We start from the raw sequence: 15,332 nt of genomic DNA, 5'->3' as shown, positions 1-15,332 counted from the left end.
CTTACGCCGCCGCGCCGATGGCCTCTGCGCGGCGTAGTTGGTCCACATGCGCCCAGATGCGACTCACTACGACCGAGCCTTCGCCGACCGCGCTTGCCACGCGCTTGACCGACCCTGCGCGCACATCGCCTACCGCGAAGATGCCCGCCTTCGACGTTTCGTAAGGTGAATCGCGGTCCACCTTGTCACCGGTCAGGACGAAGCCCCGGTCGTCCAGCTCGATATGTTCTGCCAGCCATTCGGTGTTCGGCGCCGCGCCGATCATGATGAACAGGGCGCGCGTTTCGATCCTTTCCGGGCCGTCGGGCGTCTCCAGCGTGACCGCATCCAGCCGCTCCTCGCCATGCAGTTCGGCGACCTGCGTGCCGTAGTGTAGTGTGACCTGCGGGTCTGCCTCCAGCCTGCGGGTGAGATAGTCAGACATTGATTCCGCGAGGCTCGATCCGCGCACGACCACGTGCACATGCTTCGCACTGCGCGAGAGGTACATCGCTGCCTGCCCCGCGGAATTGCCGCCGCCAACCACGACCACCTCGGTCTCGCGGCAGAAGCGCGCTTCCATCTCGGTCGCGGCATAGAACACCCCGGCACCCTCCAGCCGTTTGAGGCGCGCGATGGGCAGGCGGCGATATTGCACGCCGGTCGCGACCAACACCGCGCGTGCGCACAGGCGCTCTCCATGATCCAGCGTCGCGCAATAGGAGCCATCCGCCTCCTCTTGCAGTGCTTCGACCCGCCGTGGCATGGCGAAGCGCGTGCCGAATTTCAGCGCCTGGATCTGGCCGCGATAGATCAGGTCCGATCCGCTGATCCCGGTCGGGAAGCCCATATAATTCTCGATCCGGCTGCTGGTGCCCGCCTGCCCGCCGATAGCGGTATCCTCCACCACCACCGCGCTCATCCCTTCCGCCCCGGCATAAACCGCCGCCGCCACGCCCGCTGGGCCGGCCCCGACGATCAGCAGGTCGACCGTCTCGTCCGCACCAATCGCCAGGTCGAGGTTGAGCGCTTGCGCCAGCGCACGTGGCGAGGGGGCTTCCAGCGGCTGGTCCTTGCCGAGGATGACTGCGGGCGAGTGCTCTACCAGATTGCACAAGCGGCTGGCTTCTTCGTCGCTGCTGTCGAGATCGTAGCTCTGGAAGGGGATGCGGTTGCGCGAGAGAAACCGCTCGCATTGCTGGATCACGGGGTCGCGATCCGCACCGACCAGCTTGATGCCGCTGCGGTTCTCCTCGAACTGGCGGCGGCGACGGGCCGAAAACACGGTGATGATATGGTCGGACAGCTCGGGCACGCGGGCCATCAGGTCCAGCATGGCCTCGCGCGGCGCCTCGATCGTCCGGGTTGCCTTCGCCGCGCGCATCGGCAGCGTGTGATTGCCGCCATTGAGGAACGCGATCTCGCCCATGAACTGCGTCGGGCCGAGCGAGGAGGGGAGCAAGCGCTCGCCGCTATAGGGATCGACCACCTCGATCTCGCCCTCGATCACATAGACGAAGCGATCCATCGGTGCGCCCAATTCGGCGACCATTTCGCCTTGCGCATAACTGCACTCGTGCCCGATCTCGCAGATCGCGGCGACGTGGTCCTCCGCCAGCGGCACCCGGCGCATGGTTTCCAGATCGTCTCCGAAGGTTTCCATCGCGCCGAATCCTTATGAAGGGCTGCAATCAGGCGTTGGATATATACCGCGTCACGGTCTTATCCAGCACATCGAGCGGGGCGTTGCCGCCCAGGATCACGGCGGTGTTGAAGTCCTTGAGGTCATAGCGATTGCCCAGCTCGCGTTTCGCCCGCTCGCGCTGGCGCAGGACTTCGCTGTGGCCGACCTTGTACCCGCAGGCCTGGCCCGGCCAGCTGCAATAGCGATCGACCTCGCTCGCCACTTCCTCTGCCTTGGAGCCGTTGCGTTCGACGAAGAACTGCCGCCCTTGCTCGCGCGTCCAGCGCTTGTGGTGCAGCCCGGTGTCGACCACCAGACGGCAGGCGCGAAAGGCGATCGCCTGGAGGTAGCCAAGCCGCCCGACCTGGAAATCGTCGTAAGCGCCCAGTTCGTCCGCCAGCTGCTCGGCATAGAGCGCCCAGCCTTCGCTGAAGGCGTTGAAGGCAAGGATGCTGCGGATCAGCGGGAGCCGGTTGGAGAAAGTCCCTTCCCACGCGTGGCCCGGCACGCTTTCGTGGAAAGTCAGGTCCGGCAAATCGTATTTGCGGTGCAGATCGGTGGTGCGAAGATTGATCCACATGCGCGCGGTGATCGTGCCATCCTTGCTTCCCGCCCCGCCATAGGCGGCCGGTGCGCCCGGCTCTTCGGAAAGGGGCAGGCGGCGAACCTCCACATTGGGATCGACCAGCTGGTTGAACGCGCGTGGCATTTGGGCCACCGCCCAGTCGATCCGATCCTGGATGAAGGCCATGATCTCGGCCCGCCCGGGATCACCCTTGGAGAACTGGTAACGCGGGTCCCGGCTCAACGCCTGCATGCGTTCGCCGATCGTGCCGCTGTCATAGCCGATATCACGCAGGATCGGGTCCATCCGCGCATGCAGCGCTTCCAGTTCCTCCAGCCCCTGTTCGTGGATTTCGTCGGGAGAGAGCGTGGTCGTGGTGCTGGCCTTGAGCGCCCAGCGATACCATTCCTCGCCGCCCGGCTGCGCCCACATGCCCGCGGAGGATTTCGCCACCGCGCGCTGCGCCTGCAATCCTGCGAGCTGGCGCTTGAGCGCAGCCGTGACAGCCCCCTTGGTCTTCGCTTCGACATCCTTTGCCAGCGTGGCGGAGAGCCCTGCTTCGGAGAGCTTGCCCGCGAGGCTGGAAGCGAAAGGCTCCCCATTCTCGGCATCCGCGATGGTTCGCTCCATCTGCGGGATCGCCTTGTCGAGCAGGAAATCGGGAGGAACCACACCCATCGCGCGGGCAGCCTGGATACGCTCCAGCTCTCCATCCAGCGCATCGGGCATCGCATCGATCCGGGCGACAAACGCTTCGGCGTCGGCCTCGTTCGCGACGGGGTGCGAGGAATCCATGAAGCGCGGCATGTCGAGATAGGTGCCGACATTCTGGATCACGACGTAGGGCGCGTTGCGCCAGCTGCCGACTGCGACATCGCCATAGGGCAGCTCCAGCCCTTCAACCGCCGTGCTGAAGGCGCTGCGCACGACCTGGAACCCGGTCTGCTGGTCAGGCGTCAGGGCGCTTTCGTCGAGCCCTTCCATCTGGTTGACAACCCACCGCAGGGAGACGGCGTAATCGCGCTGGCCTGCAATCGACTGGTCTTCCAGCTTCCCGCGCAGATGGGCGTATTCGCCCGTATCGACGCCCAATCCGGTGGCACGCTCGGGCTCATGTTCCAACAGGCGATAGGCGACATCGTCCAGCCATTCGTCGGGCGCGATGGTCATCTCTCGCAGGCGGGGGCTGCTCGCGCCGGTGGCGCAGCCGCCCAGCGTCAGGGCGGTGGTTGCGGTGAGCCCGGCAAGGGTCTGGCGGCGAGTAAGGGAAATGTCGGTCATGGCGCGCGAGGATGGAGCCGGGGTGCTTCCCCGTCAATCGCGCAGCGTGTAGGAAGCAGCGATATGCTCGATATCGTTCTCTCGCTGCTCGTCCTTGCTGCCCTCGTGCTGATCGGCGGGGCTTTCGTGCTGTTTCGCCGGGGGTACCGCAAGCAGGCGGGGTTGATGGTTGTCGCTGCGCTGGTTGCGCTGATGAATGTCGCGATCTGGACGATCCCCGATTCCGAAGGCCAGGCACCCGTGGATGCGTTGCCGACCGACGGAACCGGGGAAGGCTGAGCCGCGATCAGTCAGGCAATTGCCACAGCACCGCACCAGTATAGGTGCCGGCGGTGGCACGGCCCTGATCGTTTTTCGCCGGATCGAACCGCGCGCGGCGGCTCACCAACTGGCAAGTCGCCTGATCGAGTGCGGAAACGCCGCTGGATCGGGTGACAGAGCATCCTTCGACGCGGCCGCTGGCGCCCACGCTCAGACGATAGCCGACCTGCCCGGTATAGCCGCGCGAGATCCAGCTTGAGCGGTAGTCCGCCTGCGTCACCCAGCCGCTCTGGCTGTTCGACGGGCGTGGCGGTATCGGATCGAACGCAGGCGCCGGCGGCGGCGCGGGCGGTGTTGCCTTGGGCAACGGATCGGGCGTCGCCTTGGGTACCGGATCGCTCGGCGGAAGGATCTTGTCGGTCGAATCGACAACGGGCCGGTCCAGCGTGAATTCGATCGGAGCCTTGGGCGCAAACACCTCACGCGAGGATTCCGGCACCTTTTCCTTCGGCTGATCCACCGGCTCGGGCGGGGGCGGAGGCGGTGGCAGTTCGAATTGCTCGCCGACAAGGGGCGGAACAACGGGTTTTATCACGCCGTTGGTGGCGAGGCCGTAGATGAGCAAAGCGCCCAGTCCCGCGTGAATCCCGACCACTGCGGCTATCGCTGTCGCCCGGTTCTGCGGCCTTTGTGCATTTGCATAAGCCATTGGCATCTCTCCTGTTTTGCTGAGCAGCGATCCGCCACCCACGGAGGGATGTTACACTATTAGTCTGAACGCTGGGAATACGAAATAAAGTTGCAACAGCGAACTGATGTTCTTCAATTCATTGCAAAAAACAACGTATTATCGGATCGGGCAGGAGGGATCGAGCCGGAAGTCCAGGTAGTTGTCGACCGCGCCCATCATCTCGTCATGCTCCTTCTCGAAGAAGTGGTTGGCACGCGGGATTTCCTCGTGGTGGATCGTGATGTGCTTCTGCGTCCGCAGCTTCTCGACCAGCTTGGTGACGGCGGGCGGCGGTACCACAGTGTCGGCTGCACCGTGGACGAAGATACCGCTGGCGGGGCAGGGCGCGAGGAAGCTGAAGTCGTACATGCTCGCCGGGGCGCCGACCGAGATAAAGCCGCGAATTTCGGGCCGTCGCATAAGCAATTGCATGCCGATCAGCGCGCCGAAAGACACACCGGCAACCCAGGTAACCTGCGCTTCCTCGTGGATCGACTGGATCCAGTCGAGCGCAGACGCCGCGTCGGACAATTCGCCAATACCATTGTCGAAGCTGCCCTGGCTGCGGCCCACGCCGCGGAAATTGAAACGCAAGGTCGCGAAACCGCGATCGACGAAGGTCTTGTAGAGGCTCTGCGTGATCCGCTCGTTCATAGTACCGCCGCCCTGCGGGTGCGGGTGCAGGATCAGCGCTACGGGTGCGCGCGGGCGGGGCGGGGGAGAGAAACGGCCTTCGAGACGGCCTTCGGGGCCGGGAAAGATGACGGTGGGCATGGGTGCTTGGGTCCGGATCAACAGGGCTGGAGTGCGTGCTAGCCCAATGGGCGGTGGCGCGCGTCAGGTGCGCGGCTATATAGGCTTTATGACGCGTTTCGCAATTCTTTCGAGCATCTTGCCGGGCAGCCGTTGAGCAAGCCCCGCATCTATCTGGACCATGCCGCCACCTCGCCGCTGCGGCCCGAGGCAAAGGCGGCGATGGAGGAAGGCTTCGCGATCTGGGCCAACCCGTCGAGCCCGCACGCGGAAGGACGCAAGGCCAAGCAGGCGCTGGAGGATGCCCGCGTGCGGGTAAAGGCGGCCCTCAAGTGGGACGGCGAGGTGATCTTTACCTCGGGCGCGAGCGAGGCGCTGTGGATCGCGCTCAACCGCGCGAAAGTGGATCGGAGTATCGTGAGCGCGGTGGAGCATGATGCAGTGTTTCGTGCGGCGCCCGATGCGGAGGTTTTGCCGATCGACAATCATGGTCTGCTGCAAGGCGGAGAGCTGGATTACGATGCGCTCGAGCGATTTCTGTCTCACCAAGAGCGGGCGTTGGTATCCGTCCAACACATAAATCCCGAAGTTGGATTGAATTTTTATTGGCTCAAAGAAGACAAGTTTCAAACGATGGTGGCTGAGGTGAATGCCTTGCTGTTGGCGGATTGCAGTCAAAGCGCTGGAAAGATCGATCTACCGAAGGCTGACCTGATTGTGATCTCAGCCCATAAATTTGGCGGACCCATCGGTGCCGGAGCGCTGCTGGTAACGGATTTCTCTGCCTTGGAGCCGGTCGGGGGGCATGAGCGCGGCTATCGCCAAGGGACCGAAAATCTACCTGCAATTCTCGGCATGGCAGCGGCTCTTCAATGTGGTGGGATCGAAGAATGGTCGACCACGAGGGAGGATCGGCGTGAATTTGAAAAGGCAATTCAGCAGACTGGTCAGTTGGTTTCACCTAGCGCCTTCTGTGGAACGACCGGCATCATCGCTGTCGCCCACCCCACCCTGAGCGCCCAAGCTCAGCTCATCCGGCTCGATGCGATGGGTTTCGCAGTATCCGCAGGCAGCGCGTGTTCCTCGGGCACGCTCAAGAAAAGCCGCGTGCTCGATGCGTTCGGAGTGCCCGACGATGTCGCCGCGCGCACGATCCGGGTCAGCATGGGGTGGAATACGACCGCCGAGGAACTGGATGCTTTTGCCGAGGCTTGGCGCAGCCTCACTTAAGCCACAACCGTCACCCCGGACTTGATCCGGGGTCCCGCTTCCTCTTCTTTCATGCGAAGAAAGCCTTGCCCCGGATCAAGTCCGGGGCGACGTATCTGCTAGAGTGATGCTCGTATAATGATCTACCTCGATTACCAAGCGACCACGCCACTCGCGCCCGAGGCGCGCGAGGCCATGCTGGCATGGCTCGGCGGGCCGGAGAGCGAGAGCTTCGGCAATCCGCACAGCCCGCACCGCATGGGTCGGATGGCAGCCGCGGCGGTCGAGGTGGCGCGCGAGCAGGTCGCGAGTCTGTTTCCATCCGGTGGGCAGGTGATCTTCACCGGCAGCGCGACCGAGGCGCTCAACCTTGCGATCCGGGGCAATGCCGCCGTCCGCTCGGGCGAGCACATTGCCTTCAGCGCAATCGAGCACGCTGCGGTGATCGACACGGTCAAGGCGATCGGCAACTGGACCGAATTGCCGGTGAACGCGGACGGCCTGGTCACGCCCGATGTGGCGATGCCGCAGTATGTCGGGCTGATGTGCGTGATGGCGGTCAACAACGAAATCGGCACGATCCAGCCGATTGGAGAGTTGGCAAGCCGCGCGAAGGAGACCGGCGCACTGCTGTTGGTAGATGGGGTGCAGGCCGCTGGCCGCATGGCCTTGCCGCCGGAAGCGGATATGATCGCGGTCAGTGCGCACAAGATACATGGGCCCAAGGGCATTGGCGCACTGTGGGTGCGTGACGGGTTGAAGCTGATCCCGAATATCGAAGGCGGGAAGCAGGAGGCGGGGCTACGCTCGGGCACGTTGTCGCCCGCGCTGTGTGCCGGGTTCGGCGCGGCAGCGGCACTCGCGGTTGAGCGGATGGACCAAGATCGCGTCCACATCGAGGAGCTGTGGCAGGTCGCGCGCGAGGCATTCTCCGGGTGGACGCTCAATGGCAGCGCGGAACAGCGCTGGCACGGCAATCTCAACATCCGCCGCGATGGCTTGGACGTCGCCCGCCTGATGAGCGATTGCCGCGAGGTCATGTTCTCCGCCGGGTCGGCCTGCGCCAGCGGGTCTGGACGGACGAGCCATGTGCTGCGCGCCATCGGGCTGGACGACGCGGAAGCAAAATCCTCGATCCGGCTCGGCTGGGGGCGCTATACGACGCGCGAGGATATGCAGCGCGCTTGCTCGATCATCCTCGAAGCGGCAGACTCGCAAGGATGAAGGTCATCTTTCACAAGGCCGACGGCGAGCGCGTCGAAGCCGAGGCGCAGCCGGGCGACGTTCTGCTTCGCGTCGGGCAGGCGGCGGGCATGCCGCTGGAAGGCACGTGCGAGGGGCAGATGGCCTGCTCCACCTGCCATGTCCTTGTCGCGAAGGAATGGTTCGCGCAGCTTCCCGACGCGAGCGAGGACGAGGAGGACATGCTCGACCTCGCCTATGGCGTGCGGCCCACCAGCCGCCTTTCGTGCCAGATCGAGCTCACCGACGCGCTCGACGGGCTGGAGGTCTCCATCCCCGCCGAAGCGCGCGATATGAGCCGGGACTAGTCGGCGGTTTCGGTCGTTTTGCGCCGGCGCACCCGCTTGACCAGCAGCGAGATGCCGTAACCCACCAGGCCGATGGGCAGGAACACTGTCAGCAGCAGGATCAGCCCGCCGATCACGTTACCGGCAACCGGGCCGATAGAGCCGATGGCCTTGCGGATCGGTTCGAAGAAACCGCCGGGGCCAGCCCCTTCGCTCTGGTAGGTGACTGTAATCCGCGAATAGGCCACACGCCCGCGCATTTCCTGCAGCCAGCTGCGCGCCTGGTCGATCTCTTCATTCACCTGCGCGACGCCGCGTTCGGCCTCGACCAGTTCCTGAACGCTGCCCTTGCGGGTGCGCAGTACTTCCATCAACCGGTCGCGCAGCACTTCGCGGCTGCGCTGCCGCGCTTCGGTATCGACGATCTGCTTGGAAAGGTCTTCGCCCTCGATGCTTGACGAGATCTGGTCGCCGCCCGCGCTATCGGTTGCCGCCGCAAGTTCGCGCCCGAACTCGCGGGCGCGGTCTGCCGCCACCGACAGTTCCAGTCGACCATAGCCATAATCGTCTTCCGCCCCGTTCTGTTGCAGCGAGCGGACCTGGCAGGTGAGCGGCCCCAGCTTCACGCACATGTCGGCGTGGCGCTCCTGCAGCGGTGCGATCTCGTCGCGATCCACGCGAAAGCCGTAAGAATAGACATAAGCGATCTTGGGTGCCGCAGCGGGAATGGCAGGTGTGGAGATGCTCTCGGCATCACCGCCATCCTCGGCCATTGCCTCGTCGGCTTGCGGCGCAGGAGCCTCCATCGCAGCCTCTTCCGCCACATCGACGGTCGTCACCGCCTCGGCGGTTTCATACGTTTCGCTCTCCGAACAGGCGGCAAGGGCGAGGGTTGCAAAAGCGACAAGCGGCAAGGAGCGACGAACGAGCATGCGGGATCTCCGTCAATGGATGCCCGATTCTTGCCTCATTTTCGCCACACTTGCAAGCGGGTATGAAAGGGCCCCGCCGCATAGCTGCGACAGGGCCTTCGGTTTTATCGGCGTATCAAGGGGTTACGCGTCTTCGGGCACCTTCTCCAGCACGCGGCTGATCAGGCGATCCGAGAAGGCAGGGATGTCGTCCGGGTTGCGGCTTGTGATGAGGTTGCCGTCTTCGGCGACTTCCTCGTCGACCACGTTTGCACCTGCATTCTTCATATCGGTGCGGATCGAATTATAGCTGGTCAATGTCTTGCCTTCGACAAGGCCCGCCTCGATCAGCAGCCAGGGTGCGTGGCAGATGGCTGCGATGGGCTTGCCCGCAGCGTTGAACTCGCGGACGATTGCGACCGCACGCGGATTGGCGCGCAGCAAGTCGGGATTGATCTGCCCACCGGGGATCAGCAGGGCGTCGTAGCCTTCGCAGTTCGATAGTTCGTCGACCGTCTTGTCGACCGCGATGGTCTTGCCCCAGTCATCCTTGTCCCAAGCCTTGATTTCACCGGATTCGAGGCTGACCAGCTCAGTTTCTATTCCGGCATTTTCAAGGTTCTGCTTGGGATCGAACAGCTCGGATTGCTCGAAGCCATTGGTGGCGAGGATCATGACACGTTTGGCCATTGGTGTTTCCTTTCACTTGGATTGTGGTTTCGTGCATCAAACGGGCGGGGAAAGTATCTCGTTCCATGCTGTTGGCCGGGGCGAGCCGATGATAGGGCGAGGCGATGTCTTCCGCTGAAAATGGTTCGAAAGAGCCCGATTCTCCGTCCGCTATCGTCGATGCGCCGTTCGACACCGCGCTGTCCGAGCGGTATCTCGTCTATGCGCTCTCCACGATCACTGCGCGTTCGCTGCCCGATCTGCGCGACGGGCTGAAGCCGGTCCACCGCCGCCTGCTGTGGGGGATGCGGGGCCTGCGCCTCTCGCCCGACAGCGCGTTCAAGAAATCGAGCCGTGTAGTTGGCGATGTGATGGGCAAGTACCACCCGCACGGCGATGCGGCGCTGTATGATGCGATGGTCCGCCTCGCTCAGCCCTTCGCGCTACGGTATCCGCTGGTGGAGGGGCAGGGGAACTTCGGCAATATCGACGGCGATAACGCCGCCGCCGCCCGCTATACCGAAGCGCGGTTGACCAAGACCGCGATGGCCCTGATGGCGGGGCTCGACGAAGGCACCGTCGATTTCGTGCCAACCTACAATAACGAGGAGGAAGAGCCGCTCGTCTTCCCCGGCCTGTTCCCCAACTTGCTCGCAAATGGCGCCAGCGGGATCGCGGTGGGCATGGCGACCAACATCCCGTCGCATAATGTGGACGAGGTGATCGCGGCGACGCTGGAGCTGATCGAGAACCCCTCCGTCGAGCACGCAGAGCTGATGCAGCTGATGCAGGGCCCGGACCTCGCCACCGGGGGCCTGATCGTGGACAGCGCGGAGACGATCTCTGCCGCCTACGAGACCGGGCGCGGAAGCTTCCGCATCCGTGCGCGTTTCCACGCGGCAGAAGCGGCGAACGAAGAGGATCGCGAGGCGGGGATAGAGCGGCTGGGCGGCGGGCAGTGGCAGCTCGTCATCAGCGAAATCCCCTACCAGGTGCCCAAGGGCAAGCTGATCGAGCAGATCGCGCAGGTCATCTCGGACAAGAAGGTGCCCATCCTTGAAGACGTGCGCGACGAGAGCGACGAGCAGATTCGCATCGTACTGGTTCCCCGCAGCCGCAACGTCGACCCCGAATTGCTGAAAGAGTCGCTCTACCGCCTGACCGACCTGGAAACGCGCTTCGGGCTCAACATGAACGTGCTGGATGCAACCCGCACACCGATGGTGATGGGCCTGAAGGAGCTGTTGCAGCACTGGATCGCGAGCCAGATCGACGTCCTGCAGCGGCGCACCCGCCATCGGCTAGCCAAGATCGCGGATCGGCTGGAACTGCTCGAAGGCTATATCATCGCCTTCCTCAATCTCGACCGGGTGATCGAGATCATCCGTACCGAGGACGAGCCCAAGCCGGTGATGATGGCCGAATTCGGCCTGACCGACCGGCAGACCGAAGCGATCCTCAACATGCGGCTGCGATCCTTGCGCAAGCTGGAGGAAATGCAGCTGCGGCAGGAAAAGGACGAACTGCTGAAAGAGCAGGACGAGCTGAACAAGCTGCTCGACTCTCCGGCCCGCCAGCGCACCCGGCTGAAGCGCGATCTCAATGCCCTGCGCAAGGAATACGGCAAGGATACCGCGCTGGGCGCACGGCGCACACTGATTGCCGAGGCGGCGCCCACGGTCGAGTTCAGCATGGACGCGATGATCGAGAAGGAGCCAATCACGGTCATCCTGTCGACTCGTGGCTGGATCCGTGCGGCAAAGGGCCACGCCGATCTCGCGCAGGAATACAAGTTCAAGGAAGGCGACGAGCTGGCCTTCGTGTTCCACGCGCAGACGACCGACAAGCTGCTGCTGGCGACCGACGACGGGCGCTTCTTCACGCTGGGCGCAGATAAGCTGCCCGGTGCGCGTGGCTTCGGCGAGCCGGTGCGCACGGTGCTCGATATCGACAATGCGGCGCAGATCGTCGCCGCATGGCCGCACAAGGCAGGCGAGCGGCTGCTGCTGGCGAGCACGCCGGGCAAGGGCTTCGTCATCAAGTCGGACGATCTGCTGGCCGAAACGCGTAAGGGCAGGGCGGTGATGAACCTGAAGGGTGACGCGAAGCTCGCGAAGGTGGCGCATATCGGCGAGGGGCACGATCATGTCGCCGTGGTGGGCGACAACCGCAAGCTGGTGGTCTTCAACCTCGAGGAAATGCCCGAGATGCAGCGCGGGCAGGGCGTCCAGCTCCAGCGTTACAAGGATGGCGGGATGGCCGATGTCACCACCTTCCGGCTGGAAGACGGCCTCAGCTGGCAGATGGGCGGTTCGGGCGAACGGACGCGGACCGAGCCCGAGATGTGGCAGTGGAAGGTCGCCCGCGGCGGCGCGGGCCGGATGCCGCCCAACGGATTCCCGCGCGACAATCGTTTTTGATCCAAGCTAACCTCCCACCCGGCTACCATATCCTGGGTGTACCCTTGGTGGCCGGGCGGGGAGGTGGGGCGGGAGGTCTGACCTTGCGCAAAGCGCAAAAAAAGGCGGGCCGCACACCTTCCGGCATACGACCCGCCCCTTGCGACCCTCAAAAGTGGTGGCTCCGAGGGAAACTTGTTTGCTAGCGCTTACTCAGCGTCGCCAGCTTCCGTGGTGGCGCCGGCATTGGCGCTAAGTGCAGCCAGAAGATCGGCCTTGTTGATCAGGACGATCAGTGCGCCCTCATCGTTCACCGCGAACTGGTCACGGCCGAAGGTGGCCGGCTTGTCATCGATCTTCACCAGCACGGTATCTGCTTCGACCGAAGTAACCGTTCCGACTTCGAGCCCGTCGGCGCTCAGAAGCATGGCGTCAGCAACGAGCGCGGCGTTCACCTTCGCTGCCAGCTCCGCTTCCTGCTTACGCGCATAGTTGTCGATCTGCTCCTTGGTCACCGAAACCTTCGGGCCATTTTCGCCTGCAGCGAAAGAACCTTCGCCCATCGGAATGCTGTAATCGCCGGTGTTGATGACAACGACGCCATCTTCCATGGAGTCGATCGTCCCAACGACTTCGCCTTCCGGGCCGTAGACGGTCGCGCCGACGCTCGGGCCGACCTGGGCCTGTGCGGCAGTCGCCAGCGTCAGTGCGGCGGCGGTGGCAAGCATGGTCTTGAACTTCATAATTCTCTCCTTTGTTGGCCACGGACTGCCCACGTTTCGGGAGGCAATCTGCGAGTAGGGGGTTCACCCCTGAAAACGGTCGGTCCCGCCAAATGGTCCCGCAAACAGCGGGCGCAAGAGCCCAATACGGTCTCATACGGGGTCGGTCGGTATGAAAATGCGGCAAAATGATGTCAACCGCCAGAGCGGCGCACAATCATTCTCCGTCCTGTTCCGATGCACTACAATTAGAATGTTGCGCATGAAGGCAAGCTTAAGACTTTGTTCGGGTAGACAATTCTTCCTGCAAAATTTCTTCCACACGGTTTCGACCGGGAAAATTCTCTGCGATCCAGCGCGTTTCCACTGTCCGCAATAGCTTCGATACATCCGGCCCGGAAATCCCGTGTTCGACGATTTCCCCACCCTTGAGGGGGAGTTCGGGCACTTCCCATTCCACCAGATCGCGCGGGTCTTCGCCTGCGAGAGCCAGCCGCCCGATCGCGCACTCGCTGCCTTCCCGATAGGCGAGGGCCCTGGCCGCCGTGCCATCTTCCGGCTGACGCCGTGCCAGGCAGGTCAGCAGGTCGCGGTGCTTGCGCGAGAGGCGCAGGCGCGCGGCCACGCTTTCGCCAATGGTCTCCACCGGCGGGAGCAAAGCTGCAAGGCGGGTGATCGGATCGCCTGCAATCCCGTAACTGCGCTCTGCCGCAACGAGGCGCTCGAGCGCGGCAATCTGGGCGGTCCCCGTTTCGGGCAGGATGACCGGCAGCACGCCTCGCGTTCTCATCCGGGCGATGGTCGGGGCAGGGTCGGGCAAGGCAAGGATCGCCAGCAGCTCCATCGCCACCCGTTCGCGGCTGAGGCCCTTCATCATCGGCGCCAGCTGCGCACACGCATCCTCCGCCGCTTCGTCCAGCGCCGCGCCGAAGCGGGCCTGGAAGCGATAATAGCGCAGGATGCGCAAGTGATCTTCGCGAATGCGCTGGTGCGGATCGCCGATGAAGCGGACGCGTCGCGCAGCCAGATCTTCCAGCCCGCCGAAATAATCGAGGATTTCCAGCGTGTGCGGGGCGGCATAGAGCGCATTTATCGTGAAATCGCGCCGCGCCGCATCGTCGCGCCATTCGCTCGCGAAGGCGACAGTCGCCCGCCTGCCGTCGGTCGACACGTCGTGGCGCAGCGTAGTGACTTCGACCGGGCTCTCGTCCAGCAATGCGGTGATTGTGCCATGGTCGATCCCGGTCGGCACGGTCCTGATGCTGGCCGCCTTGCACCTCTCGATCACGTCTTCGGGCAGCAGCGGCGTGGCCGCGTCGATGTCTTTCACCGGCAGGCCCAGCAGCGTGTCGCGAACTGCACCGCCGACCCAGCGGACATTCTCCGCTCCCAGCGCGTCGACCAGCGCGGCGAGATCGCTGCGCTGCGTCCAGTCGGTGTCAGGCAACCGCTCAGCCACCGAAACTCTCGGTGATTTCCAGCCGCCGGGACAGGTTGAAGATGATCGCCGCAGTCACGCCCCAGATGCGATACCCCTCGTAATGCATCTCGTAATAGCGGCGCTCGGCACCTTTCCACATTGCGCGATGCTCGGTGTAGTTGGACCGGTCGAACAGGATCGACAGCGGCACTTCGAACCAGCTTTCCACCTCGCCCGGATTGGGCACCAGCGGCAGGTCGGGCGGAATCACGCCCAGCACCGGCGTCACATCGAACCCGGTGCCGGTGTGGTAGCGATCCGTCGCGCCGATCACGCGGACGTGCGCGGAATCGAGCGCCAGCTCCTCTTCCGCCTCGCGCAACGCAGCCTCCACCGCATCCTCACCGGGATCGAGCTTGCCGCCAGGGAAAGCGACCTGTCCCGGATGGCTGCGCAGGGCATGCGGGCGTTTGGTCAGGATCGCGCCCGGCTCGGGTCTGTCCGTCACAGGGATCAGAACTGCCGCCGGACGCGGATCGCGATCGGCGAACTCGCGGTCGGTCAGCAGGCCGGGCAGTTCGACGCCGTGGCCTTCGTCGAATATCGTCTGGAGCCGGGTAACAAGCTCGCTCACGGCTTCAGCCGGAAGGTCTCGCCCATGCTGGAAACCGTCCATCCGTCATCGAGTGACAGCGCATGCTCGGCAAGCTGCTGGTAAGTGCTGCGGTTGAGCCGTGCTTCGAGCCCGCGCCGCACGCCGAGATAGAGCGCGGGCGTTTCGTCATCGCCGCGCGCGAAGATCGGATTGTCCGGCCCGGCCACCACCAGTTCGTCGGTGTTCAGCCGGAAGACGAGCACGGGGCCGCCCTTTTCCTGCCGCACGGTCATGTCGGTGGCGATGAAGGGCGCATCCTCCACCTCGATGGAGAGCATCTCGAACGGGGAAAGCAGGTAGTGCCGCCCTTCCTCGTCGCGGACCAGCAGACCCGAGAATGCCCGCACCATCGCTTCGCGCGTGATCGGCGAGCCGTCATGAAACCATGTGCCATCCGCCGCGATCCGCATGCCCGATTCGCCCATCTTGGTAGGCGCCCATCCCTCGACCGGCGGTAGCTTGCGCGCGGCAACCTGCTCGGCGATTTGCGCCAGCGTCAGGCCGGCGAGGTGCGGGGGTGGTTCGTAGGGCATTGCCGATGCTGTGGCAGAAGCGCAGGGGGCGC

15 protein-coding genes are annotated in these 15,332 nt (G+C 64.0%); 5 read left to right on the top strand and 10 right to left on the bottom strand.

Annotated elements, in window-relative coordinates; translation table 11 throughout:
• Position 1: 1 nt before the first annotated feature.
• Both ACEQXE_RS11530 and ACEQXE_RS11525 read right to left on the bottom strand, forming a co-directional pair.
• Complete coding sequence (locus ACEQXE_RS11530; RefSeq protein WP_370179482.1) at positions 2–1,642, bottom strand: FAD-dependent oxidoreductase; 1,641 nt, start codon at positions 1,640–1,642, stop codon at positions 2–4.
• Positions 1,643–1,670: 28 nt separating this feature from the next.
• Positions 1,671–3,509, bottom strand: coding sequence for a DUF885 family protein (locus tag ACEQXE_RS11525; protein WP_370179480.1), 1,839 nt, complete (start codon positions 3,507–3,509; stop codon positions 1,671–1,673).
• A 63-nt stretch (positions 3,510–3,572) separates the two neighbouring features.
• On the opposite strand from ACEQXE_RS11525, the gene ACEQXE_RS11520 reads away from it, so the two are divergent.
• Positions 3,573–3,788 carry a hypothetical protein gene (locus ACEQXE_RS11520; protein WP_370179478.1) on the top strand — a complete coding sequence of 72 codons (216 nt, stop codon included), beginning with the start codon at positions 3,573–3,575 and terminating at the stop codon, positions 3,786–3,788.
• Positions 3,789–3,795: 7 nt separating this feature from the next.
• Here the strand turns inward: ACEQXE_RS11520 and ACEQXE_RS11515 are convergent, their stop codons facing one another.
• Both ACEQXE_RS11515 and ACEQXE_RS11510 read right to left on the bottom strand, forming a co-directional pair.
• A complete protein-coding gene (locus tag ACEQXE_RS11515) occupies positions 3,796–4,479 on the bottom strand; it encodes an energy transducer TonB (RefSeq protein WP_370179476.1) in 684 nt (227 codons plus the stop codon).
• Between the two features lie 138 nt (positions 4,480–4,617).
• Positions 4,618–5,274: an alpha/beta hydrolase gene (locus ACEQXE_RS11510; protein ID WP_370179474.1), complete on the bottom strand. Its 657-nt coding sequence runs from the start codon at positions 5,272–5,274 to the stop codon at positions 4,618–4,620.
• A 132-nt stretch (positions 5,275–5,406) separates the two neighbouring features.
• On the opposite strand from ACEQXE_RS11510, the gene ACEQXE_RS11505 reads away from it, so the two are divergent.
• The 3 genes from ACEQXE_RS11505 (at position 5,407) to ACEQXE_RS11495 (ending at position 8,012) form a co-directional block, all read left to right on the top strand.
• Positions 5,407–6,483: a cysteine desulfurase family protein gene (locus ACEQXE_RS11505; protein ID WP_370179472.1), complete on the top strand. Its 1,077-nt coding sequence runs from the start codon at positions 5,407–5,409 to the stop codon at positions 6,481–6,483.
• Positions 6,484–6,600: 117 nt separating this feature from the next.
• Positions 6,601–7,686, top strand: a complete 1,086-nt coding sequence (locus ACEQXE_RS11500; protein ID WP_370179470.1) for a cysteine desulfurase family protein — start codon at positions 6,601–6,603, stop codon at positions 7,684–7,686.
• On the top strand, positions 7,683–8,012 hold the full coding sequence (locus tag ACEQXE_RS11495; RefSeq protein ID WP_370179468.1) for a 2Fe-2S iron-sulfur cluster-binding protein: 330 nt from the start codon (positions 7,683–7,685) through the stop codon (positions 8,010–8,012). The genes ACEQXE_RS11500 and ACEQXE_RS11495 overlap by 4 nt, the downstream gene beginning before the upstream one ends.
• Here the strand turns inward: ACEQXE_RS11495 and ACEQXE_RS11490 are convergent.
• Both ACEQXE_RS11490 and ACEQXE_RS11485 read right to left on the bottom strand, forming a co-directional pair.
• Entirely contained in the window at positions 8,009–8,923 is a 915-nt protein-coding gene (locus ACEQXE_RS11490; protein WP_370179466.1) for a DUF4349 domain-containing protein, read from the bottom strand. The genes ACEQXE_RS11495 and ACEQXE_RS11490 overlap by 4 nt on opposite strands.
• Positions 8,924–9,046: 123 nt before the next feature.
• Complete coding sequence (locus ACEQXE_RS11485; RefSeq protein WP_370179463.1) at positions 9,047–9,592, bottom strand: type 1 glutamine amidotransferase domain-containing protein; 546 nt, start codon at positions 9,590–9,592, stop codon at positions 9,047–9,049.
• A 104-nt stretch (positions 9,593–9,696) separates the two neighbouring features.
• Between ACEQXE_RS11485 and parC the strand changes: the two genes are divergently transcribed.
• The gene (parC, locus tag ACEQXE_RS11480; RefSeq protein WP_370179460.1) at positions 9,697–11,991 is read left to right on the top strand and encodes a DNA topoisomerase IV subunit A; all 2,295 of its coding nucleotides are present in this window, start codon (positions 9,697–9,699) and stop codon (positions 11,989–11,991) included.
• 188 nt (positions 11,992–12,179) lie between these two features.
• On the opposite strand, the gene ACEQXE_RS11475 is transcribed toward parC, so the two are convergent.
• The 4 genes from ACEQXE_RS11475 to ACEQXE_RS11460 form a co-directional block, all read right to left on the bottom strand.
• Entirely contained in the window at positions 12,180–12,713 is a 534-nt protein-coding gene (locus ACEQXE_RS11475; protein WP_370179458.1) for a hypothetical protein, read from the bottom strand.
• Positions 12,714–12,966: 253 nt separating this feature from the next.
• Positions 12,967–14,151: a CCA tRNA nucleotidyltransferase gene (locus ACEQXE_RS11470; protein ID WP_370179457.1), complete on the bottom strand. Its 1,185-nt coding sequence runs from the start codon at positions 14,149–14,151 to the stop codon at positions 12,967–12,969.
• Positions 14,144–14,788 carry a CoA pyrophosphatase gene (locus ACEQXE_RS11465; RefSeq protein ID WP_370183891.1) on the bottom strand — a complete coding sequence of 215 codons (645 nt, stop codon included), beginning with the start codon at positions 14,786–14,788 and terminating at the stop codon, positions 14,144–14,146. Before ACEQXE_RS11465 ends, ACEQXE_RS11470 begins: the two co-directional genes overlap by 8 nt.
• Positions 14,743–15,300, bottom strand: coding sequence for a DUF1285 domain-containing protein (locus tag ACEQXE_RS11460; RefSeq protein ID WP_370179453.1), 558 nt, complete (start codon positions 15,298–15,300; stop codon positions 14,743–14,745). The genes ACEQXE_RS11465 and ACEQXE_RS11460 overlap by 46 nt, the downstream gene beginning before the upstream one ends.
• Positions 15,301–15,332: the final 32 nt, after the last annotated feature.

This window comes from Alteriqipengyuania sp. (assembly GCF_964222115.1).
GTDB lineage: Bacteria > Pseudomonadota > Alphaproteobacteria > Sphingomonadales > Sphingomonadaceae > Alteriqipengyuania.
This window is presented reverse-complemented; position numbering and strand designations above follow the sequence as displayed.